General features: G+C 66.0%; 20 protein-coding genes. 5 read left to right on the top strand and 15 right to left on the bottom strand.

Annotated features, from left to right (window positions below; translation table 11 throughout):
• Window positions 1–36 precede the first annotated feature (36 nt).
• The 3 genes from E8F12_RS23670 to E8F12_RS23660 are packed head-to-tail and all read left to right on the top strand — an operon-like array spanning window position 37 to window position 2,547.
• A complete protein-coding gene (locus E8F12_RS23670; protein WP_280327619.1) occupies window positions 37–882 on the top strand; it encodes a CheR family methyltransferase in 846 nt (281 codons plus the stop codon).
• Entirely contained in the window at window positions 879–1,490 is a 612-nt protein-coding gene (locus tag E8F12_RS23665) for a chemotaxis protein CheD (RefSeq protein ID WP_280327618.1), read from the top strand. The genes E8F12_RS23670 and E8F12_RS23665 overlap by 4 nt, the downstream gene beginning before the upstream one ends.
• 4 nt (window positions 1,491–1,494) lie before the next feature.
• Window positions 1,495–2,547, top strand: coding sequence for a chemotaxis response regulator protein-glutamate methylesterase (locus tag E8F12_RS23660; protein WP_280327617.1), 1,053 nt, complete (start codon window positions 1,495–1,497; stop codon window positions 2,545–2,547).
• Window positions 2,548–2,725: 178 nt separating this feature from the next.
• Here the strand turns inward: E8F12_RS23660 and dmpG are convergent, their stop codons facing one another.
• Genes dmpG through E8F12_RS23640 form a run of 4 tightly spaced genes read right to left on the bottom strand, consistent with a single transcriptional unit; the run spans window position 2,726 to window position 6,314 of the window.
• A complete protein-coding gene (gene dmpG, locus E8F12_RS23655; protein ID WP_280327616.1) occupies window positions 2,726–3,760 on the bottom strand; it encodes a 4-hydroxy-2-oxovalerate aldolase in 1,035 nt (344 codons plus the stop codon).
• A gap of 13 nt (window positions 3,761–3,773) precedes the next feature.
• Complete coding sequence (locus E8F12_RS23650) at window positions 3,774–4,682, bottom strand: acetaldehyde dehydrogenase (acetylating) (RefSeq protein ID WP_280327614.1); 909 nt, start codon at window positions 4,680–4,682, stop codon at window positions 3,774–3,776.
• A gap of 16 nt (window positions 4,683–4,698) precedes the next feature.
• A complete protein-coding gene (locus E8F12_RS23645; protein WP_280327613.1) occupies window positions 4,699–5,490 on the bottom strand; it encodes a fumarylacetoacetate hydrolase family protein in 792 nt (263 codons plus the stop codon).
• Window positions 5,487–6,314 carry an alpha/beta fold hydrolase gene (locus tag E8F12_RS23640; RefSeq protein WP_280327612.1) on the bottom strand — a complete coding sequence of 276 codons (828 nt, stop codon included), beginning with the start codon at window positions 6,312–6,314 and terminating at the stop codon, window positions 5,487–5,489. Before E8F12_RS23640 ends, E8F12_RS23645 begins: the two co-directional genes overlap by 4 nt.
• 299 nt (window positions 6,315–6,613) lie before the next feature.
• On the opposite strand from E8F12_RS23640, the gene E8F12_RS23635 reads away from it, so the two are divergent.
• Window positions 6,614–7,387, top strand: a complete 774-nt coding sequence (locus E8F12_RS23635) for an SDR family oxidoreductase (RefSeq protein WP_280327610.1) — start codon at window positions 6,614–6,616, stop codon at window positions 7,385–7,387.
• 231 nt (window positions 7,388–7,618) lie between these two features.
• Here the strand turns inward: E8F12_RS23635 and E8F12_RS23630 are convergent, their stop codons facing one another.
• From E8F12_RS23630 to E8F12_RS23600, 7 genes are all read right to left on the bottom strand, one after another.
• Window positions 7,619–8,089 carry a nuclear transport factor 2 family protein gene (locus tag E8F12_RS23630; protein WP_280327609.1) on the bottom strand — a complete coding sequence of 157 codons (471 nt, stop codon included), beginning with the start codon at window positions 8,087–8,089 and terminating at the stop codon, window positions 7,619–7,621.
• Entirely contained in the window at window positions 8,086–8,472 is a 387-nt protein-coding gene (locus E8F12_RS23625; RefSeq protein ID WP_280327608.1) for a nuclear transport factor 2 family protein, read from the bottom strand. The genes E8F12_RS23630 and E8F12_RS23625 overlap by 4 nt, the downstream gene beginning before the upstream one ends.
• 11 nt (window positions 8,473–8,483) lie before the next feature.
• Window positions 8,484–9,686, bottom strand: coding sequence for an acetyl-CoA C-acyltransferase (locus E8F12_RS23620; protein WP_280327606.1), 1,203 nt, complete (start codon window positions 9,684–9,686; stop codon window positions 8,484–8,486).
• 150 nt (window positions 9,687–9,836) lie between these two features.
• On the bottom strand, window positions 9,837–10,295 hold the full coding sequence (locus tag E8F12_RS23615; RefSeq protein WP_280327605.1) for a MaoC family dehydratase: 459 nt from the start codon (window positions 10,293–10,295) through the stop codon (window positions 9,837–9,839).
• A gap of 2 nt (window positions 10,296–10,297) precedes the next feature.
• A complete protein-coding gene (locus E8F12_RS23610; RefSeq protein WP_280327604.1) occupies window positions 10,298–11,083 on the bottom strand; it encodes an SDR family oxidoreductase in 786 nt (261 codons plus the stop codon).
• Between the two features lie 14 nt (window positions 11,084–11,097).
• Window positions 11,098–12,285 (bottom strand): acyl-CoA dehydrogenase family protein, encoded by a 1,188-nt coding sequence (locus E8F12_RS23605; protein ID WP_280327603.1) that lies wholly within the window; start codon window positions 12,283–12,285, stop codon window positions 11,098–11,100.
• A complete protein-coding gene (locus tag E8F12_RS23600) occupies window positions 12,282–13,439 on the bottom strand; it encodes an acyl-CoA dehydrogenase family protein (RefSeq protein WP_280327602.1) in 1,158 nt (385 codons plus the stop codon). The genes E8F12_RS23605 and E8F12_RS23600 overlap by 4 nt, the downstream gene beginning before the upstream one ends.
• Window positions 13,440–14,262: 823 nt before the next feature.
• Here E8F12_RS23600 and E8F12_RS23595 point away from each other — a divergent pair.
• Window positions 14,263–14,610 carry a phage infection protein gene (locus E8F12_RS23595; protein WP_280327600.1) on the top strand — a complete coding sequence of 116 codons (348 nt, stop codon included), beginning with the start codon at window positions 14,263–14,265 and terminating at the stop codon, window positions 14,608–14,610.
• Window positions 14,611–15,130: 520 nt separating this feature from the next.
• Here E8F12_RS23595 and E8F12_RS23590 read toward each other — a convergent pair.
• From E8F12_RS23590 to E8F12_RS23575, 4 genes are all read right to left on the bottom strand, one after another.
• Window positions 15,131–17,521: an MMPL family transporter gene (locus tag E8F12_RS23590; protein ID WP_280327599.1), complete on the bottom strand. Its 2,391-nt coding sequence runs from the start codon at window positions 17,519–17,521 to the stop codon at window positions 15,131–15,133.
• Window positions 17,521–18,537 carry a YCF48-related protein gene (locus E8F12_RS23585; RefSeq protein ID WP_280327598.1) on the bottom strand — a complete coding sequence of 339 codons (1,017 nt, stop codon included), beginning with the start codon at window positions 18,535–18,537 and terminating at the stop codon, window positions 17,521–17,523. Before E8F12_RS23585 ends, E8F12_RS23590 begins: the two co-directional genes overlap by 1 nt.
• Window positions 18,538–18,596: 59 nt before the next feature.
• Window positions 18,597–20,219, bottom strand: coding sequence for a DUF1302 domain-containing protein (locus E8F12_RS23580; protein WP_280327597.1), 1,623 nt, complete (start codon window positions 20,217–20,219; stop codon window positions 18,597–18,599).
• 154 nt (window positions 20,220–20,373) lie between these two features.
• Window positions 20,374–21,744 (bottom strand): DUF1329 domain-containing protein, encoded by a 1,371-nt coding sequence (locus E8F12_RS23575; RefSeq protein WP_280327596.1) that lies wholly within the window; start codon window positions 21,742–21,744, stop codon window positions 20,374–20,376.
• Between the last annotated feature and the right edge of the window lie 58 nt (window positions 21,745–21,802).

Here is a 21,802-nt window from a genome sequence, read left to right as displayed (position 1 = left end):
CGGCGCCCTGGCGCCGGGGGTTTCCGAGGTAACGCGATGAACGCGCTGGTTCTGGGCGAACACGAATTCGGCTACAACGACCACGACTTCGAGCAGGTGCGCAGCCGGCTCTACCGCCGTGCCGGGATCAGCCTGGCCACCAGCAAGCGGCAGATGGTCTACGGCCGCCTGGCGCGACGCCTGCGCCAGCTCGAGCTGCCAAGCGTTTCCAGCTACCTGGCCTACCTCGACCAGCACCCCGAGGAATGGCAGCCCTTCATCAATTGCCTGACCACCAACATCACCGCCTTCTTCCGCGAACGGCACCACTTCGCGCAACTCGCCGCCCTGGCCAGCGAACCCCAGCGCCGGGGCCGGCCGCTACGCCTCTGGTCGGCCGCTTCCAGCACCGGGGAAGAGCCCTACTCCATGGCAATGGCCCTGCACCAGGCCCTGGGCGGGCGCGCCCAGGGCGTGCAGATCATCGCCTCGGACATCGACACCGGCGTGCTGGAAACCGCGCGGCGTGGCGTTTACCCGCTGGCGCGCATCGACCAGCTGGAGCCTGAGCTGAAGAAGCGCTACTTCCAGCGCGGCACCGGCAGCAACGCCGGCCTGGCGCGTGTGGTGCCGGAGCTGCGGCAGATGGTGGAGTTCCGCCGCATCAACCTGCTGGATGCGGACTGGCACCTGGCCGGCGGGCTGGACGCCATCTTCTGCCGCAATGTGATGATCTATTTCGACAAGACCACCCAGTCCCAACTGCTGGAGCGCATGGTGCGGCTACTGCGGCCGGACGGTCTATTCTTTGCCGGGCACTCGGAGAGCTTCGTCCAGGCCAGCCATGTGGTGAAGCTCGTCAGTCGCACCGTCTACAGGCCCATTACAGGAGTTCCGGCATGAAAGGAGAAACCGCAGGCGCCATCGCCGCCAACCGCTATTTCGACCCTGACTACCAGCTCCCGGCGGTCAAGGTGCTGCCCGGCGAGTACTACGTCACCACGGAGGACCAGGTGCTGGTCACCGTGCTCGGCAGCTGCCTGGCCGTCTGCCTGTTCGATTGCCAGCGCGGTATCGGCGGCATGAACCAGTTCCTCTTGCCCGAGCCCGGCCGTGGCAGCGGGCTGGCCAGCGCCGTCACCCACCACGGGGTGCGCATCATGGAACAGCTCATCGAGGAGATGCTGCGCCAGGGCGCCCGCCGCCACCAGCTGGAAGCCAAGGTGTTCGGCGCCGGCAACCTGCCCAACGACCTGCTGCGCCACGACGCCACCCTGCGCACCGTGGAATTCGTCCACAGCTACCTGGACACCGAAGGCATTCCCCTGGCATCAGAGGATGTGCTGGGCGCATACGCGCGCAAGATCTACATCTTCCCGTCCAGCGGCAAGGTGCTGCTGAAGAAACTCAGGAGCCTGCACAACGACACCATCCTGCAGCGCGAACTGGAATACATCCTCTACCTCAAGCGCGGCGAAGCGCTGGGCCCCTACGACCTGTTCAAGGAGTGAACGCGTGGCGATCAAGGTCCTGGTGGTGGACGACTCCGCGCTGATCCGCAGTCTGCTCAGCGAGATCGTCCGTGCCGACGCCGAACTGCAGCTGGTGGGCATGGCGCCCGACGCTTTCGTCGCCCGCGACCTGATCAAGCAGCATTCGCCCGACGTCATCACCCTGGACGTGGAAATGCCGCGCATGGACGGCCTGACCTTCCTCGACAAGCTGATGAAGGGCCGGCCGACGCCCGTGGTGATGATTTCCTCCCTCACCGAGCGCGGTTCGGAGGCCACCCTGCGCGCCCTGGAGCTGGGCGCCATCGACTTCGTCGCCAAGCCGAAGCTGGGCATCGCCGAAGGCATGCAGGCCTATGCCGAGGAGATCCGCGCCAAGCTCAAGGTGGCCGCCCGCGCGCGCATGGTCCGGCGCAACCCGGCCAGCGCGCAGCGCCCCGTGGAGCGTGGCCTGCCCATAGTCGGCACCGAAAAACTCATCGCCATCGGCGCCTCCACCGGCGGTACCGAAGCCATCAAGGAAGTGCTGCTGGGCCTACCGGCGGACAGCCCCGGCGTGGTCATCACCCAGCACATGCCGCCGGGCTTCACCCGCTCCTTTGCCGCGCGGCTGGACCGCCTCTGCCGAGTCAGCGTCTGCGAGGCCCGCGACGGCGACCGCATTCTCCCCGGCACCGCCCTCCTCGCCCCCGGCGGCCTGCACATGGAAGTGGCACGCTCCGGCGCCAACTACGTGGCACGGCTATCCGAAGCCCCGCCGGTCAACGGCCACCGCCCGGCCGTGGACGTGATGTTCAACAGCGCCGCCCGCTGCGCCGGCCGGAACCTGATCGGCGCCCTGCTCACCGGCATGGGCAAGGACGGCGCCCGCGGCCTGCTGGAAATCCGCGAGGCCGGCGGCTACACCGTCGCCCAGGACGAAGCCAGTTGCGTGGTCTATGGCATGCCTCGGGAAGCGGCGGAAATCGGCGCGGCGGAAGAGGTGCTGCCGCTGGAAGAGATAGGCCCGGCGCTGCTCGCCCAGGCCAGGAAAAGGGGCAGTGGCAACAGGGTTTGACCCCTCCGTAGGGTGGATGTCGCTCTTCACATCCACCATCGAGGCCAGGCTTGGCCGGGCAGCGCTCCGCTGAAGCATGAAACCCAACGAACCAGGGCACGGTCTGGTGCCCGGGCTCGTTGGGCTTCGCTGCGCTCTGCACCAACCTACGAGGTTGCCGGCAAACCGGCCCATGCCATCAGGTCGGCAACACCCCACGCTGGCGCGACATCGTCAGGGCCAGGTCTTCGATCATGTCCTCCTGCCCGCCCACGGTGCCGCGGCGGCCCAGTTCCACCAGCAGCTCGCGGGCCTGGATGCCGTATTTCTGCTCGGCGCGCTTGGCGAACAGCAGGAAGGAGCTGTAGACCCCCGCGTAACCCAGGGTCAGGGCATCGCGGTCGACGCGGATCGGCTGGTCCATCATCGGCACCACCAGGTCCTCGGCCACGTCCATGATCCCGTAGAGGTCGATGCCGGTCTGCACACCCATCCGCTCCAGCACCGCCACGAACACTTCCAGCGGGGTGTTGCCGGCCCCGGCGCCGAGGCCCGCCACCGAGCCGTCGATGCGCGCGGCACCGGCCTCGATGGCAGCCAGGGAGTTGGCGATGGCCATGCCCATGTTGTGGTGGCCGTGGAAGCCCACCTCGACATTGGCATCCAGCCCGGCGCGCAGCACGCCGATCTTCTCGGTCACTTCGTCGGGCAGCATGTAACCGGCCGAGTCGGTGCAGTAGATGCAGTTGGCGCCGTAGCTCTGCATCAACCTGGCCTGTTCGAGCAGTTTTTCGGCGCTGACCATGTGCGCCATCATCAGGAAGCCCACGGTGTCCAGGCCCATCTTCGCCGCCATGCCAATGTGCTGGCCGGACACGTCGGCCTCGGTGCAATGGGTGGCGACGCGGATGGTGGAAACGCCGCAGTCATGGGCCATCTTCAGATGGTCGACGGTGCCGATGCCCGGCAGCAGCAGGGCGGAAACCTTGGCCTGCTTGAGCTTGGGAATCACCGCGTCGAAGTATTCCTCGTCGCTGTGGGCCGGGAAGCCGTAGTTCAGCGAGCTGCCGCCCAGGCCGTCGCCGTGGGTGATCTCGATCAGCGGCACGCCGGCGGCGTCGAGGCCGGTGGCGACCGCCACCATCTCCTCCAGGCTGATCTGGTGACGCTTGGCATGCATGCCGTCGCGCAGGCTCATGTCGTGCAAGCGGACGCTCTTACCTTGCAGATTCATGCTGTTTCTCCACTCAACGGGCGGGCAGTTGCAGGGCGCCCTTGTGGGCTTCTTCGGCGAACATCTCGGCGGTGCGCAGACCGGCGGCGGTCATGATGTCCAGGTTGCCGGCGGACTTGGGCAGGAAGTCGCCCAGGCCTTCGACCTCGATGAAGATCGACACCTTGCGGCCGTCGAACACCGGGCCGTTGATCAGCTTGTAGCCCGGCACGTAGCGCTGCACTTCCTTGACCATGTGCAGCACCGAGGCGCGGATTTCCGCCTGGTCCGGCTCGCCTTCGGTGAGGCAATGGATGGTGTCGCGCATCATCAGCGGCGGTTCGGCCGGGTTGATCACGATGATGGCCTTGCCGCGCTTGGCGCCGCCGATCTTCTCCACGGCGCCGGCGGTGGTGCGGGTGAACTCGTCGATGTTCTGCCGGGTGCCCGGGCCTACCGAGCGCGACGACACGGTGGCGACGATTTCGCCGTATTCCACCGGCTGCACGCGGGACACCGCCGCCACCATGGGGATGGTGGCCTGGCCACCGCAGGTGACCATGTTGACGTTCAGCGCCAGCTTGGCCGCATGCTCCTTGAGGTTCACCGGCGGCACGCAGTAGGGACCGATGGCCGCCGGGGTGAGGTCGATCATGATCACGCCCAGTTCGTTGAGCTTGCGGCTGTTCTCCGCATGCACATAGGCCGAGGTGGCGTCGAAGGCGATGCGGATGTCGTCGTCCAGCACATGGGGCAGCAGGCCGTCCACGCCTTCGGCGGTGGTCTTCAGGCCGAATTCGGCGGCACGCTTGAGGCCCTCGGAGGTCGGGTCGACGCCCACCATCCAGACCGGCTCGATCCATTCCGAGCGGCGCATCTTGATCAGCAGGTCGGTACCAATATTGCCCGGCCCGATGATGGCCGCTTTCAGTTTCTTGCTCATCTCCATTCCCCCGGAGTCAGGCGCAGAAGGACACCCGGGCGCTGCCCAGGCCGTCGATGGTCAGTGAGAATTCGTCGCCGGCGCGGGCTGGTTCCAGCGGCACCAGCGAGCCGGAGAGGATGATTTCTCCGGCCTTGAAGGGGATGCCGAAGGCACCCAGGGTGTTGGCCAGCCAGGCTACCGCGGTGAGCGGGTTGCCCTGCACCGCCGAGCCCAGCCCTTCGCTGATCTTTTCGCCGTTCTTAAACACTTGCATGCGCAGGTTGGGCAGGTCCAGCTCGCGCGGGTCGCGCGCCTCGTGGCCGATCACGAAGACCCCGCAGGAGGCGTTGTCGGCGACTGTGTCCTGGATGCGGATCTTCCAGTCGTGGATGCGCGAATCGACGATCTCAAAGCAAGGCATCACGCATTCGGTGGCGTCCAGCACGTCCTGTTCGGTGACGCCGGGGCCCACCAGGTCGTGCTTGAGCTTGAAGGCGATCTCGCCCTCGGCGCGGGGCTGGATCAGGCGGTTGGCGGAGAGGGAAACCTGCGCGCCGTCGTCGAACCACATCTCGCGGGTGATGAAGCCGAAGTCCGGCTGGTGCACGTTGAGCATGCGCTGCACGGCTTCGGAGGTGACGCCGATCTTCTTGCCGACTATGGCATCGCCCGCCGCCACGCGGCGCTCGATGCTGTAGAGGGAAATGCGGTAGGCGTCCTCGATGGTGATTTCCGGCCAGCGCGCGGTGAGCGGCTCCAGGGTGCGACCCTGGAGCAACGCCTGGTACAGCGCTTCGCCATGCTGGCGTTGCAACACTTCGCTCATGGCTGGCCCTCCGCGAGGAAGTCCAGGCAGGTGCGATTGAACAGCGCACGGTGCTCCACCATCACCCAGTGGCCGCACTCGCTGAGCATCACGAAACGGATGTTGCGGCAGGCCTCCAGCATGGTCTGGGCGCCGGAGGACGGGCAGAACTTGTCGTTCATCCCCCAGAAGCCGAGGATCGGGCAGGACAGCTCGGACAGGCGCGAAGCCATGTTCGGCACCTGCATGGTGCTCAGCACGCAGCGCGGCTGCTGCTGCACCACGGCCACGCGCTCATTGACGGTTTCATCGCTGATCAGGCTCGGGTCGAAGAGTTGCAGGCCCAGCAGCCGGCGCATCCCCTCGGCGTCGTTCAGCTCGCCGTTCGCGAAGGCCGCGCCCATCTTCTGGATGCCTTCCATCTGCAGGTAGTACTGCTCCTTCTCCATCAGCCCGCCGGGCGCCATCAGCACCAGGCGGCTGACGCGCCCGGGCGCATCCAGGGCCATCTTGATGGCGATGGCGCCGCCCAGGGAGTTGCCCACCAGCACGCAGCGCTGGATGTCCAGGGCGTCCAGCAGGCCGGTCAGGGCGTCGACGAAGAAGTCCAGGCTGTAGGTGGTTTCCGGCTTGTCGGAGCGGCCGTAACCCGGCAGGTCCGGCACTATGGCGCGGTAGCCGTACTTGGCGAACACCGGGTAGTTCTGCTTGAAGTTGCTGTGGCCGCTGGCCCCCGGCCCGCTGCCATGGATGAAGACCACCGGTTCGCCCTCTCCGGCTTCCAGATAGTGCAGGCGCAGGCCATCCGGCAGCGTGACGAATCGCCCTTGCGGTAGCGCGTCCATGGGACTCTCCTCGGCTTGTTGTTTGCCGGGATTATTCGGGCGGGCCGGGCGGGCAACATCGTCCGAGAGGACTAGCAGTTGGTGATGGGATTACGGGGCGACTCCCTTGTAGGGGCGAATTCATTCGCCAAGGGCGGCTCAGCTGCCCCCTGGGGACTGACAGGGCAGACCTTCGGCCTGCTTGGCGAATGAATTCGCCCCTACAACAAGGCGCGCCCTTCCCTAGTCCTCCTGGACGTAGGCGGTCTGCCCCGAGACCCCTAGCCTCTGCCCATCAAGAACCGACAATCGAGGCAGCCATGAACAACGGGTTGGACTTCACCGGCAAGGTGGTGCTGGTAACGGGCGGCGGCAAGGGTGTGGGACGGGGCATCAGCCTGCGCTTCCTGCAGCAGGGCGCCGAGGTGGTGATCTGCGGGCGCCAGGCGCCGGAAAGCCTGCCCGAGCACGGCGGCCGTAGCGCCCACTTCGTGCCATGCGATGTGCGCGACTTCGACCAGCTCCAGGCCCTGGTGGAGGGCATCAAGGCGCGCTTCAGCCGCCTCGATGTGCTGGTGAACAATGCCGGCGGAGCCCCCCATGCGGATGCGGCCACAGCGTCGCCGCGCTTCTCCGAGTCCATCGTGCGCCTCAACCTGCTGGCGCCCCTCAATCTCTGCCAACTGGCCAACCGGGTGATGCAGGAGCAACCCGAGGGCGGCGCCATCATCAACATCTGCAGCGTCAGCGCGGTACGCCCCTCCCCCGGCACCGCCGCCTATGGCGCGGCCAAGGCCGGGCTGCTAAACCTGACCCGCTCCCTGGCGGTGGAATGGGCGCCCCGAGTCCGGGTAAACGCCGTGACCGCAGGGCTGATCCTCACCGAGCAGGCCGAACTGCACTACGGCGACGCCGAAGGTGTTGCGCGGGTTGCGGCGGGGATTCCGCTGGAACGCATGGCAACGCCTGGGGATATCGGCGACACATGCCTCTACCTCGCCTCGCCGCTTTCCAGCTATGTGAGCGGGGCGGATATCTGCGTGCATGGGGGTGGGGAGAAGCCAGTGTTTCTGGATCAGGCGGGGGTGAATTGAGGGAGTGATGGTGTTTGGGGGGAGTCCTGCTGCCCTCTCCCCCAGCCCCTCGCCCTGAAGGGAGAGGGGAGCAATTCCGAGCGGCAGGCCATTTTGACTTCCAGATGAACACCACGCTTTCGGCTAGCTCGAAAGCAACAGGTGCGAGACACCCCTCTCCTCTTCAGGGGCGAAGAGGCACGCTTCTGGAAGCACCGCTTCCAGTGCTGATGAGCGCCTTAGCGCGAAGCACTAAGGCTGGGGCGCAGAGCGGGGGCTGGGGGAGAGGGCCTTGCCTTCCACCATCGAATGCGCCCGGAACGCCGTCTCGACGATCTTCCACTGCCCATCGATGCAACGGTAGCGATCCTGGTAAACCCCACCCAGTTGCCGCGTAGTGCCCGTCTCGCCATCGAGGTTGAAGTAGTAGAGCGCCCAGCGCCCCACCGCTTCGTCATCACCGGCCAGCTCGATCTCCGGATTGGCCCCGTGGTGCAGGTCGATCACCCGTTCGTTGCAGGCCAGGGACTGGTACAGCGCGACGAAGCTGTCGCGGTCCTTGAAGGAGCCTACGGGGCCGTAGTCGATAGCGATTTCACCTTCGGCGAAGCAATCGCGGATCACCTCGACCTCCTTCAGGTCGCAGGCGTTGAAGTAGCGGTGCTTGAGTTCGCGGATGGCCTCGACGGCTTCGAGACGGGCAATGCGTTGTTCCAGGTTCATGGCTGTTGCCTCGCGATCATGTTGGCTTCGCCCCAAAAGGCTTTCATCGAACGGATGCGACCTTCGGCATCGAACTCCATCACGTCGATCACTTCGATGGAGCGGGCCTGGCCGCCCCAGTCGAGGTCGACGCAGAAGGGCACGGCGCCGCAGCCGCGGGTGGCGCGGATCGAACCGTCAAGGCGGGCGGTGGCGTCCAGGCGCCCCAGGCCTTCGCGGTAGAAACGCGCGATGGCCTCGATGCCCACGTAGGGCGGCTTGCCCACCGGGTCCTCGACCACCGCGTCCGCGGCATAGAGGGCGAGGATGCCGTCGATATCGACGGCCCCCACCAGTTCCACATAGCGGGCCAGCGTTGCCCGCACCTGCTGTTCACTGATCATCGTGATGCTCCTCAAGCCACTTCGAACAGGGCGGCGGCGCCCATGCCGCCACCGATGCACATGGTCACGACCACATAGCGCAGGCCACGGCGTTTACCTTCGATCAGGGCGTGACCGACCATGCGCGCGCCGGACATGCCGAAGGGATGACCGATGGAGATGGCGCCGCCGTTGACGTTCAAGCGTTCGTCGGGGATCCCCAAGGTGTCGCGGCAGTGGATCACCTGGCAGGCGAAGGCCTCGTTCAGCTCCCACAGGCCGATGTGATCCAGCTTCAGGCCATGGCGCTTGAGCAGCTTGGGAATGGCGTATACCGGGCCAATGCCCATCTCATCGGCGTCGCAGCCGGCCACCGCCAGGCCGCGGTAGATACCCAGAGGCTCCAGGCCACGGCGCTCGGCCATCTGCGCGCTCATCAGCACCGAGGCCGAAGCGCCGTCGGAGAGCTGGGATGCGTTGCCGGCGGTGATGAAGCGGCCGGAGCCGGTCCACTGGCCGCCCTGCCACACCGGCTCCAGCGCCTGCAGGCTTTCGCGGGTGGTGTCGGCGCGGTTGCATTCGTCGCGGGTGATGGTCACGGATTCGTGGCGGCTCTCGCCGCTGGCCTTGTCCAGCACCAGCTTGCGCACGGTGAGCGGCGCCAGCTCGGCGTCGAACAGCCCGGCGCTCTGGGCCAGGGCGGTGCGCATCTGGCTGTGGTAGCTGTACTCGTCCTGGGCCTCGCGGGAGATGCCGTAGCGCTCGGCGACGATTTCCGCCGTCTCGATCATCGGGATATAGGCGCGCGGGTCGCGCAGCAGCACCGCCTCGGACTGGTTGCGGTAGCTGTTCTTGTGCTTGTTCTGCACCAGGGAGATGGACTCCAGGCCACCGGCGACGGCGATGTCGATCTCGTCGCACATGATGCTCTTGGCCGCCAGGGCGATGCTCATCAGGCCCGAGGAACACTGGCGCTCAACAGCCATGCCGGACACGCTGTTCGGCAAGCCGCCCGCCACGGCGCAGAGACGGCCGAGGTTGTAGGCCTGGGTACCCTGCTGGGCGGCGGCGCCCATGATCACGTCATCCACCTCACCCGGCTCGATGCCCGCGCGGCGCACGGCCTCGCGCACCACATGGCCGCCCATCAGCGGCGCCTCGGTGTCGTTGAAGGCCCCACGGAAGGCCTTGCCGATGGGGGTACGGGCGGTGGAGACGATTACGGCTTCTTTCATGTTCTTGTCCTCGCAAGGCTTGGGCCCTCTCCCCCGGCCCCTCTCCCTGAAGAGGAGAGGGGAGACAAGCAGCCCGCACTTGCTTCAACCACTGCGCGGACGGCCCCCTCTCCCGCTTGCGGGAGAGGGTTGGGGAGAGGGCAAGGTTTCTTAGGCCGGGTAATACCGACTGATGGTGTCCACGACGCAGCCTGGGCGTTCTTCGCCCTCGATCTCCACGCTGACGCGGATGGTCGCCTGCACGCCGCCCTTCACTTCCTCGGCGGCCACCAGTTGGGCGCTGCCGCGAACCCGACTGCCGGCGCGCACCACGTTGGGGAAGCGCACCTTGTCGCAGCCGTAGTTCACCCCCATGGAGATGCCGCGCACTTCGACAATCTGCGGCAGGAACAGGTTGACCAGGGCCAGGGTCAGGTAGCCGTGGGCGATGCAGGCGCCGAAGGGGCCGCCAGCGGCACGGGCCGGGTCGACGTGGATCCACTGGTGGTCACCGGTGGCCTCGGCGAACTGGTCGATGCGCGATTGCTCGACGTTGATCCACTCACTGTGCCCCAGTTGCTCGCCCACTTGCGCCAGCAGGGCGGCGGGCGTCTCGAAGATCATCGCCATGCTCAGGCCCTCTGGCTGGAGACCGACAGCACTTCGCCGGTCATGTAGGAGCTGTAGTCGCTGGCCAGGAACATCATCACGTTGGCCACTTCCCAGACTTCCGCGGCGCGGCCGAAGGCCTCGCGGGAGGCGAGCTGGTCGAGGAGTTCCTTGGGCGCGGACTTCTTCAGGAAGTCGTGCAGGGCGATGCTCGGGCTCACCGCGTTGATGCGGATGCCGTGCTCGGCCGCCTCCACCGCCGCACAGCGGGTCAGGGCCATCACCCCGGCCTTGGCGGCGGCGTAATGGCTCTGCTCCTTCTGCGCGCGCCAGCCGAGTACCGAAGCGTTGTTGACTATCACCCCGGTCTGGCGGGCGATCATCTTCGGCAGCATGGCGCGGGTCATGCGCATGGTGCCGGTGAGGGTCACGTCGAGGACGCGGTTCCACTCCTCGTCGCTCATTTCCACCAGCAGGCGCGAACCGCCGAGGCCGGCGTTGTTGATCAGCACATCGACGCCGCCCAGGTCGCGCTCGGCGGCGGCTACCAGGGCTTGCACCTGGTCTTCGCTGGTGACGTTGCACACGCAGGTGTGGACCCGCTCCAGCCCGGTGGCTTCGCGGATCTTCTGCGCCGCCTCCTGCAGGCGGCCCTCGTGGATATCGCTGATCATCAACGCCCGGCAGCCTTCCTCCGCTGCGCGCAGGGCGGCGGAGAAGCCAATGCCGGCGCCGGCGGCGGCGGTGATCAACACCGATTTGCCGCGCAGCAGGCCGTGGCCGGGAACGTAGGTGGGAACACTGCTCATGCTTCTTCCTCGACTCAGGCGCGTACGCGCGGCTCGCGGGGCATGCCCAGCGCGCGTTCGGCGATGATGTTGCGTTGAATTTCGTTGGTGCCGCCGTAGATGGAGTCCGAGCGGCTGAAGAGGAACATCGACTGCAGGCGTCCAAGCTGGTACGGCGCGCCTTCCAGCAGTTCGGCATCCGGCCCGAGTACGTCCATGGCCAGCTTGCCCAGGGCCAGGTGCCAGTTGGCCCAGCACAGCTTGTAGATCATCGCCTCGCGGCGCAGCGAGCCGTCCTGCGCGCCGGAGAGCATGCGCAGGGAGTTGTAGCGCAGGATGCGCAGCCCGCCCCAGGCTTCGGCGATGCGTTGGCGCAGCAGCGGGTCGCGGGCCGCGCCATTGGCCTTGGCAATGCGGATGACTTCTTCCAGTTCGTTCTGGAACAGCATCTGCTGGCCGAGGGTAGACACGCCGCGCTCGAAACCGAGCAGGGCCATGGCGATCTTCCAGCCGTCGCCGGGCGCGCCGAGGATATTCGTGGCGCAGGTTTCGGCCTCGTCGAAGAACACCTCGTTGAACTCCGAGGTACCGGTGAGCTGCTCGATGGGGCGCACCGTGACGCCGGGCTGGTGCATCGGCACCAACAGGAAGGACAGCCCCTGGTGGCCGACGCTGCCCGCCTCGGTGCGGGCGATCACGAAGCACCACTCGGATTCGTGGGCGAGCGAGGTCCAGACCTTCTGCCCGCTGATGCGCCACTTGCCCTGCTCCAGCACGGCGCGAGTCTTGACGTTGGCCAGGTCCGAGCCGGCACTGGGCTCGGAATAGCCCTGGCACCAGAACTCGGTGCCCGCGACTATGCCCGGCAGCAGGCGACGCTTCTGCTCCTCCGTACCGAAGGCAGCGATGGTCGGCCCGGCCAGGCCTTCACCGATGTGGCCCATGCGTCCCGGCCCGCCCGCGCGGGCGTATTCCTCATGGAAGATCACCTGCTGGCTGATGGTCAGGCCGCGCCCACCATGCTCGGGCGCCCAGCCTACGCAGGTCCAGCGGCCCTCGGCGAGCTTGCGCTCCCAGGCTTTGCGCTCTTCCGGAAAGCTGTGCTCGTCACCCGGGCCGCCGCGAAAGCGCAAGGGTTCGAACTCGCCGCAGAGGTTGTCCGCCAGCCAGGCGGCGACTTCGAGGCGGAAGGCTTCGTCCGCGTCACTGAAACTGATCTTCATGCGATTTCCCCCAGGAGGGCGGTGGCGATGCGCTCGCGATGCCAGGACGGCGCGCCGAACAGGGCTTCGCTGGCCCGGGCGCGCTTGAAGTAGAGATGCGGGTCGTACTCCCAGGTGAAGCCGACGCCACCGTGCAGCTGGATGGATTCCGCCGCGCACTGGAAGAAGGCTTCCGAGCAGCGCGACTTGGCCAGGGCGGCGGCGAGCGGCAATTCGGCGGCGACAGTCTTGTCACCATTCGGCGCCAGGACTTCCTCGGCCACGCAGGCGGCGTAGTAGGCAGCGGAGCGGGCGCACTCCACCTCCAGCATCATGTCGGCGGCGCGGTGCTTGATCGCCTGGAAGCTGGCGATGGCGCGGCCGAACTGCTGGCGCTCGGCGCTGTAGGCCAGGGTCAGGTCCAGCGCCTGCTGGGCACCACCGGTCTGTTCCGCGGCAAGGGCCGCGCAGGCCAGTTGCAGGACCTTCTCCAGCAGCTCGCCGCCCTGCCCCGGCGTACCCAGCAGGGCATCGGCCTCGACATAGACGTGGTTGAACTCCAGCTCGGCCAGCTTGCGGGTCTGGTCCAGGGTCGGCAGCAGGCGGCGGCGGATGCCGGGCGTATCGGCGGCAACCGCGAACAGGGTGACACCCTGGCTGCCACGCGCGGCCACTATCAGCAAGCCGGCGCTGTGGCCATCCACCACCTGGCGCAGGCGACCGTCAATCACGAAACCGCGGCCCTCGCTGCGGAAACCCGCCTGCACGGCGTCCAGGCCGTTCCTGTCATTACTGGCGTAAGCCAGGGTGGCGGTCAGGCTGCCGTCGGCCAGCTGTGGCAGCCAGTGCGCCTTCTGCGCCTCGCTGCCAGCCAGCAGCAACGCCGGAGTGGCCAGACAGGCCGTGGAGAAGAATGGCGAACAGAGCAGGCGCCGGCCCATCTGCTCCAGCAGGATGGCCAGCTCGACGAAGCCCAGGCCAAGGCCGCCGTATTGCTCGGGAATGTGGATGGCCGGCCAGACCATGTCGGTGCACAGGCGCTGCCAGAGGGCGGGGTCATGGCCCAACTCGCTGGCCATGGCCGCCCGCACGGCGGCGGAGTCGGATACATCCGCGAGAAAGCTCTCGGCGGACTCGCGGATCATCTCCTGCTCATCGCTGAACGCGAATTCCATAAGGCTGCCTTCTTGTCGTTCTGGGGGCGCGCGCCCCCGGTGGGGAGGAGTCTGGCGGCTTGCTCGGGGCGGGGAATCGTCCGGATGGACGACGAGGCGGGCGCAGGTTTTGCGGGAGGCAAAATCTGTGGGGGGCGAATTCATTCGCCAAGGGCAGCGCAGCTGCCCCTGATGCAATGCCGGGCATGCCTACGGCCTGCTCAGCGAATGAATTCGCTCCTACAGGTTGGGCCGGGAATCGGTGTGGGGTTTCCCGGATTGCATCCGGGCTACGCGCGTGGCGAGTTGCGCGGGGCGGGGATGGCGAAGGGCGGCATCGCATTGCATCACAGTGTGTCTGCACGGCATCGGGATACATGGGCATTGCGCCGCCCCGGAAAACGACACAGGCCTGATACGTCGCGGTGTTCAACTGTTAGCGAGACATGAAGGGGAGCGACCCGCCCCCCGCCAATCGCTTGCAACGGGGACATCACCATGAAGATGGCATTGCAGGACCCGGCAATCAGCATCGTCGCTGGGTCGGCTGGTCGATCCTTTCGCTGCCCCTGCTGCAGTTCGGATTCACGAAGTGCTTAGAAAACGAGCAAATCCAGCCCATATACATCTAACAACCTGATTATTCAAACTGACGAAAAAAGCCTTTCCAATTAGCGCAACTTCGCCGCAAAAATCATCTTAACTAATTGTTTTTATTAGCACTTACACAACTATCACTCACATCGATGGCAACCATCACGCAGCATCACTTCTTCATCGAAATCACATCAGTAACATGGGCCCCGTAGACGAATTCCAACCCCCTCTAACCAAGGTGACCAAAATGAAAAAGCAAATCTTCGCCAGCCTGTTCATCGCCAGCCTGTCCGCCTCCGCTTTTGCACTGTCGGTTGCTGAGGGTGGTGCCGACCGCACTTCCGCCCACCGCGTTGCCGAAGGTGGCGCTGACCGCACCAGCATTCATCGCATTGCCGAGAATGGTTCCGAGCGTTCCGAGTCCCTGCGCGTTGCCGAAGGTGGCTCCGACCGCACCAAGGCCTTTGACGTGGCCGAAAGCGGCTCCGAGCGTTCCCACTCCCTGCGTGTAGCCGAAGGCGGCTCTGATCGCACCAAGGCTTTCGAAGTTGCCGAAGGTGGTGCCGACCGCACTGGCGCCAACCGCATCAGCTAACTCCCGGAGCAGTTCAGAGGCAGGCAATTCATGACGTATGCACCTCGAAAGGCAGAAGGCGCCACTTGTGGCGCCTTCTTTCTTTTTGCGGCCAATAAAAGCCGATGGGGTGGGAGCGGCGCTTCTTTCTGTGGGGGCGATTTCAATCGCGATGCGGACCGCAGGTTCGCCCTGCTGCCGCCAAGGTGGCTCAGAGCTGGTGGATAGAAGAGCGCTATCCACCCTACGGGACAGCTGCGCTGTCCTTGGCGAATGAATTCGCTCCTACAGCGGGCTTGGCGTGGCCGCTCGGTTCATCCTGTGGGAGCGATTTCAATCGCGATGCGGACCGCAGGTTCGCCCTGCTACCGCCAAGGTGGCTCAGAGCTGGTGGATAGAAGAGCGCTATCCACCCTACGGGACAGCTGCGCTGTCCTTGGCGAATGAATTCGCCCCTACAGGATTGACGGCCTCCCAGGCGCCGCGCCTCGCTGCCACCTCGCGGCAATCCGGAGTGGCGACGAGGCATGAGGCAATGGCCTCAGGTTCTGGGAGCAGGGTTGCAGCCGGGCAGCGCAGAGGTCCGACCATGTCCTCGCTCCACGCCGAGCCAGGCGGCCAGGGCCGGCAGCAGGAAGATCGCGCCCAGCACATTGACCAGGAACATGAAGGCCAGCAGCACGCCCATGTCGGCCTGGAACTTGAGCGCCGAGAAGGCCCAGGTGCCCACACCGATGGACATGGTCAGGGCGGTGAACACCGCCGCCGTGCCGCGCTGACACATGGCCTGGTAAAAGGCCTCGCGCAGGTCCAGCCCTCTCGCCATCTCGTGCTGCATGCGCTCGTAGAGGTAGACGCCGTAGTCCACCCCTACGCCGACCCCTAGGGCGATCACCGGCAAGGTGGCCACCTTCAGGCCGATGCCGAGCAGGGCCATGAGCGCGTTGCAGAGGATGGTCACCAGGATCAGCGGCACTATGACGCAGAGCACCCCGCGCCAGGAGCGGAAGGTCAGCCAGCACAGCAGAGTGATCGCGGCGAAGATCGAGGCGAGCATCTGCACCTCGGCCTGCTCCACCGCCTCGTTGGTGGCGGCGGCCACGCCGGCATTGCCGCCGCCGAGGCGGAAGCGCACCTTGGCGCTGTGGTCGCGGGAGATGAATCGCTCCACCTCCCGGGTCACGTGCCGCAAGGTCGAACCCTGGTGATCGTCCAGGTACACCAGCAGGTTGAGAACCCGGCAGCCCTCGGTGTTCAGGCCCAGTTCCGGGTTCGCTGCGCCACCGCCCGTGCGCAGGGCGGCCGGGGCACGCTGCAGGGCCGCCCAGCGCGGATTGGCCTCGTTGTTGGCAGCGACGTAGAGCTTCACCCCGCCGGCCACGGTGCTGACCGACTGCACGCCGGCAACCCCGCGCATGTGCAGGTCGAAGCGCTCGATGGCGTTCATCACTTCCCAGTCGAGGCAGGCCTCCTCCTGGGCGCTGGTTTCGACGAACACCGAGAGCACATCCATGCTGATGGCATAGCTGCCGACGATCGCCACGTTGTCCCGGTTGTAGCGCGAGTCGGCATGCAACTCGGGAGCGCCGGCCCCGACGTCGCCGGTCAGCAGGAAACGCGCCTGGTAGGTGCCCACGGCCAGCAGCAGGCCCATGACGGCAACGCTGACCAGTGCCGGGCCGGGCTCGGCGAGCACCGAGAGGCGCCACCAGAGCCGATGGCGGCCACCGGCCGGGCCAGCGGCACCACGGCTGCCGGCTTCCAGCTGCAAGCGCGAGAGGATGATCGGCAGGAACATCTTGTTGGTGACGATCATCAAGGCGACGCCGAGGCAGGCGGTCAGCCCCAGTTCATGGACGATCGGAATGTCGATCACCATGATCACCATGAAGCCCAGGGCATTGGCCAGCAGGGCGACCGTGCCGGGTACGGCGAGTTTGCGGAAGGCCGCCTCGGCCGCGTCCCGCGCGCCGGCACCGGCCAGCACGTCCTGCTTCCAGGCGTTGGTCATCTGCACCGCGTGGGACACGCCGATGGAGAAGATCAGGAAGGGCACCAGCACCGACATCGGGTCGATGCCGTAACCCAGCAGCGGCAGCAGGCCAAGCAGCCAGATCACCGGCAGCAGGGCGACGCCGAGCGCCAGCAGCGTCAGCTTCAGCGAGCGGCAATACAGCCACAGCAGGACCGCGGTGATGGCGAAGGCGATGGCGAAGAACAGGACCACCCCTAGCAGACCGTCCATTACCTCGCCCATGACCTTGGCGAAGCCGACGATGCGGATGTCGATCTGATCGCTGGCGTAGGTGGCGCGAATCGACTCGAGCTTCTTCGCCACCGCCGCGTAGTCCAGCTTCCTGCCGGTCTGCGGGTCGGTCTCCAGCAGGTCGGCCTGGACCATGGCCGAGCGCAGATCGTTGGCCACCAATTGGCCGATCTCCCCGGACTTGCCCACATTGGAGCGGATCTTCGCCAGCCCGGCGCCATTCGCCTCGAAGCGCGACGGCACGACCACGTCGCCGGTGAAGCCGGACTCGGTCACCTCGATGTAGCGCACGTTGGGGGTGAACAGGGAGCGCACGCGACTGCGGTTCACTCCTGGGGTGAAGAACACCTCGTCCGTGACCTTGCGCAACACATCGAGGAAGTGGGCGTTGTAGAGGTCGCCCGGCCCTTTCCAGTGCACGCTGACCATCACGCGGTTGGCGCCGGAGAAGGTGGTGCCGTAGTCCTTGAAGGCCGCCATGTAGGGGTGCGAAAGCGGAATCAGCTTGTTGAAACCGGGGTCGAGCCGGGTATCCAGGGCGGAAATGCCGAGACCTGCTGTCAGCAGCAGGAACAGGATGCCCAGGGGCAGACGCCGCGCGATCAGGCCGCGGGCGAGGACGGCGACCAGGCGTTCGGTGCGAGTCGAAGGTGGCGAGTGGGTCATCACGGGGTTCCCTGGTGCGATGAGGTGATCGGCATGGTGGTAGGGGCATGGTGCTCTGCGCCAGGCCGTTCGAGCCTGCGTAGGCCGGCGTCGCTGACCAGTAGCCACGGGCCCGACGGCGGAACCAGGATGTCCGTCAGGTTTTCCTGACCGGTTTCACGCAGGACCTGGAAGGACAGGCCCCGGTCATCGCTGGCCAGGACCACACCGCCCTGCCCAGCGAGCAGCAGCCTGCCGTCCGGCAGCAGGGTGCCGGCATAGAGGGACGCCAGCCTGGGCAGTGTGACTTCGGACCAGCTGCGCCCGTTGTCGCTGCTGCGGAACAGGTGTCCGCGCATGCCGTAGGCGACCCAGGTGGCCCCGCCGAGGCTGACGGCGCCATACAGCGAGCCACTGTAGAAGGGCTCCACCGTCTGCCAGTTCTCCCCGCCATCCTGGGAACGCAGCAGCGTCCCCGCCTCGCCCAGGATCAGCCAGTGCCGGCGATCCTTCGATGCGGCGATGCCGTTCAGGTGCCAGTCCGTAGGTTCCGGCATCGCCTCGCTTTGCCAGCTCTTGCCGCCATCGCGTGAGCGCAGCACGCGGCCGAAGGCGCCCACGGCCAGCCAATCGCCAGACGGCAGGCGTGCCGCATCCAGCAGCGGCTCGCCTGCTTCGGCCTGGAACGCCGACTCCTTCCAGCTGCGCCCGCCATCGGCGGTACGCAGGATCCAGCCTTCGTGGCCCAGGGCCAGGCCGTTGGTGTCGTCGGCGAAGACCAGGCGATTGATCAGCGCCTGGCGCGACGACGGCACGGACGCGGCGGTCCAGGACCGCCCCTGGTCGCGGGAGATCAGGATATGGCCCAGTTCCCCGGCGATGACCCAGCCCATGCGGGTTACCTCTATCCCGTTGATCTGCATGCGCTCGACGGGAGTCTCTGTTGGCCGCAGCGGCGGCATCGATCTTGGAGAGAAGGCCAGCACGCCGGCCAGCCCCACCAGGGCCGATATCACGAGCCCTACAAACACTTTCATGTGTGCACTCCTTCATGGGCGATGGGCATCCGGGGCCCGGATGCCCGTCGCCGTCGCGGTCAGAAGCTGTACTTGGCGCTGATCGCCAGGTAGTCGCGGTCGGCCAGCGGCCGCTTCTCCAGGTCCGGCTCACCCAGGAAGCCGTTGTAGGCCACGCCCAGCTCCAGGTTGTTGAGGTACTTGGCGTTGAGGCCGACGCTCATGCGCTTGTCCCCCTCACCCACCAGGCTGCCGAAGGCACCGGCCACGGCCGGCGCCCCACGGACCTGATGGGCAAAGGAAACCGGCATCGTCAGGTCCCAGCCATCGACCACGTTGTTCCAGGAGGGCGTCATCACCAACTGGTAGGCCCAGGAGTTGCTGTCCTGGGTGAGCTGGTCCGAGCGCTCCCCGGCGAACTCGAACGGATCGACATCGTTCACATGCAGGTAGCTGGCTTCACCGATGAAGGTGGTCTGGTCCGAGAGCGCCATCGGCCCCAGGAGGTAGATGGCGGACAGGTTCGCCTGAGTGGCATCGGCACGCGTTGCCGAGGGGCCGATCAGCGAATCGACCAATACCGGAACGCCATCCTTGTAGCTGACTTCGCCGGCCACGTTGAAATCGCCCAGGCGGGTCGAGAAGCTGGCCCCGGTCAGCGCGATGTCGTCGAAATACACGATGTTGTAGTCGGTCGGGAATGCGCCATCGAAGTTCGTCACCACGTTGGGGTTCTTGTCGTGGTAGCGCAGGTAGAAGAGGCTCAACTCACTCTCGCTACCCAGCGAGAAACGGGTGCTCACGCCCCACTGGCCGCTGTCGCTGGGCTGGTCGTCCGGGGACCGGGGAATGTTGAAACCGGGAGCTGCGCGGATGAACTCCGCCCCTGGCCCGACCACGTCCGTGTAGGAGAAGTAGGTGCCCACCGGGTCCAGCTCGGTGCGCTTGTACTCGTACTGGTAGTAGGCCGCCACGCCGAATGCGGGAGTGAGCTGCCACTGGGCCGAGGCCTGGCCCACCGGCAGCAGGATGTCTTTCACCTCGGTGCCCGGCACGTTTGCCTTGGTGGCATCGGCGGGCGATTGGGCACCGGCGATGTTGGGGAAGAACAGGCTTTCCCCCCACTGCACCACCTGGCGTCCGAGACGCACGTTGAGCATGGACTGCTCGGCCGTCTGGAAACTGCCGTAGACGTAGGCATCCAGGAAGCGGCTGCGGCTGCCCGCAAGGTTCTGCGCATGGCTGGTGAAATGGTCGTGGGCGCCGGCCTTGTTCACCGTGTCCGGCGAGTCGTTGTCGTTTTCGTGCTGGTACACATCGTCGTAGAAACTGCTGGCCCGCACGAAGGCGCCATAGTTCCGGTACTTGATATCCATCTCGCCTAGCAGGGACACACGATTGTTGATCAGAGCGCCCTTCTTGAAGTTACGGTCGCCATCATCGGAGTTGACCGTGGTGGGCAGCCCTGTGGCCGGATCGACCGGTCCGTTCACCAGGGCCCGCGAGGGATCGTTCAGACGGTACGCGGCGCCATAGGTCATGTTGACCAGGTAGTCGACGCCGATCTCTTCGCCGATGCTGAACTGGCCAGCCGACACGGGCGCGCCGAATGGCACCATCGACAACCCGAGCATCAACTGGCGCAAGCGCCCGCCTCGAACCGCCCTGCTTTCCCGTACCAGATTGCCTGCGAAATGCTTCATCTACAGTCTCCTGTTCCACGCGCCGGCCTCGCCAAGTCAGCGGGCACGGGCGCGCAGCCGCGCGCCCTGGCGGCGGTCGTGCCGTCGCCAGGGCTGTCGTCATGTGAAAGGTTTGGTGAAGAAATTCCGTGTCCGGGCGCTGCGCCCGGCACGCTTACTTGCCCGCCTGGCGCAGCAGGTCGGTGGTGAACATGAACGGCTTCAGCCGGTCGCCATTGACCCTCGGTGCAAGGAGTTCATTGGTCAGGCGATCGGCCAGGTAGGCCCCGGACACCAGATCGTGATAGACGGTGACGCCGGCGTGGAACAGCTTCGCGCCATAGGCGTAATAGGTGTTCATGAAGTTGGTGCGCCACAACTCACCGTGGGCGTCGTAGTTGTCGGCCATGACGGCATTCCAGGTGTCCTCGTCCACGTACAGGACGCGCTTGGCGTACTGATGGCGGTAGCCTTCCTTCAGGGTCGCCTCCAGCACCCAGACGCGGTGCAGCTCGTAGCGCATGAACTGCGAATCGATGCTGCCGGTCTTGAGGAGGGCGTCGTACTTGATCCCTGCAGCCTCCAGGCGATAACCGTTGTACGGGATGAACATCTCGCGCTTGCCCACGAGCTTCCAGTCGTAGCGTTCCGGCGAGCCGTTGAAGAGACGGTCGTCGTCGATGGTGCGGAACCCGCCAACCCCCAGCGGCATGTCGAAACCAAACCCGGGAGACTGGCGGACCCGCCGCGTGCCCGGGTTGTACGTCCAACTGGTCTGCGGGTTCTTCGCCTCGTTGAAGTAGGTGTAGGTCAGCATCACCTCGCCCTTCTGGCGTTCGGGCTTGAGGATGGTGACCCGCGAGTAGGCAAAGATACCCTCGGTGGGCTTGCCGACGTTTTCCGCGTCGCTGGTCTGGTCGAGGATCTCCATGCGCATCCGGCCCCAGGCGACATTGCCGTCCGGGTAGACCACGGCCTGGTCGTACACCGCATCTTCCTGGTTGGCATAGGCCGGCAGCAGGATGTTGCGCAGCAACTGGTCACCGCTCTTCGGGATGGGGAACGGCGTCCCGCCTTTCAGCGCACGCACCCCCATGTTGCCGTCTTCCAGCTCCGCGCTGACCGCATTCTTGCGGGTGAGGTCGCACCGGAAGTCCTCGTAGCGGAAATCGCGATGGCTCGGGTAAACAGGGATGGACACGCTGTCGGGATACTTTTTCAGCAGCGCCTTCTGCCCATCGGAAAGCTTGTCCGCGTACTGCGCCATGTTCTGCGCGGTGACGACGAACAGCGGCTTTTCAGAGGCATAGGGATCAGGATGGCGCTTGCCCAGGCCACCGAATGCGACACCCGGAGGGGTACCGAGCCACTGCCCGCTGAACGCGGGAATGGAGCCGTCGGCATTACCTGCCTTCTCCGCGCCGATGCAGGTGAGCTCGCCACCGAGCTTCGCGGCCTCGCTCTCGGTTACCACGGCCCAGGCCCCCTGGGTGAACAGCACTGCCGCCAGCAGCGGCCAGGTCCTGCGGATACACATGTTCATCATGCTTCTTGTTGTCCTGTTGGGGAGCGGCCCTCCAGCGGAGGGCGACCCCGATTGGTCG

It is taken from the genome of Pseudomonas sp. BN102, from assembly GCF_029871245.1.
Classification (GTDB): Bacteria; Pseudomonadota; Gammaproteobacteria; order Pseudomonadales; family Pseudomonadaceae; genus Metapseudomonas.
The sequence above is the reverse complement of the archived record's forward strand: the minus strand, read 5'-3'. Positions and strand labels throughout refer to the sequence as shown.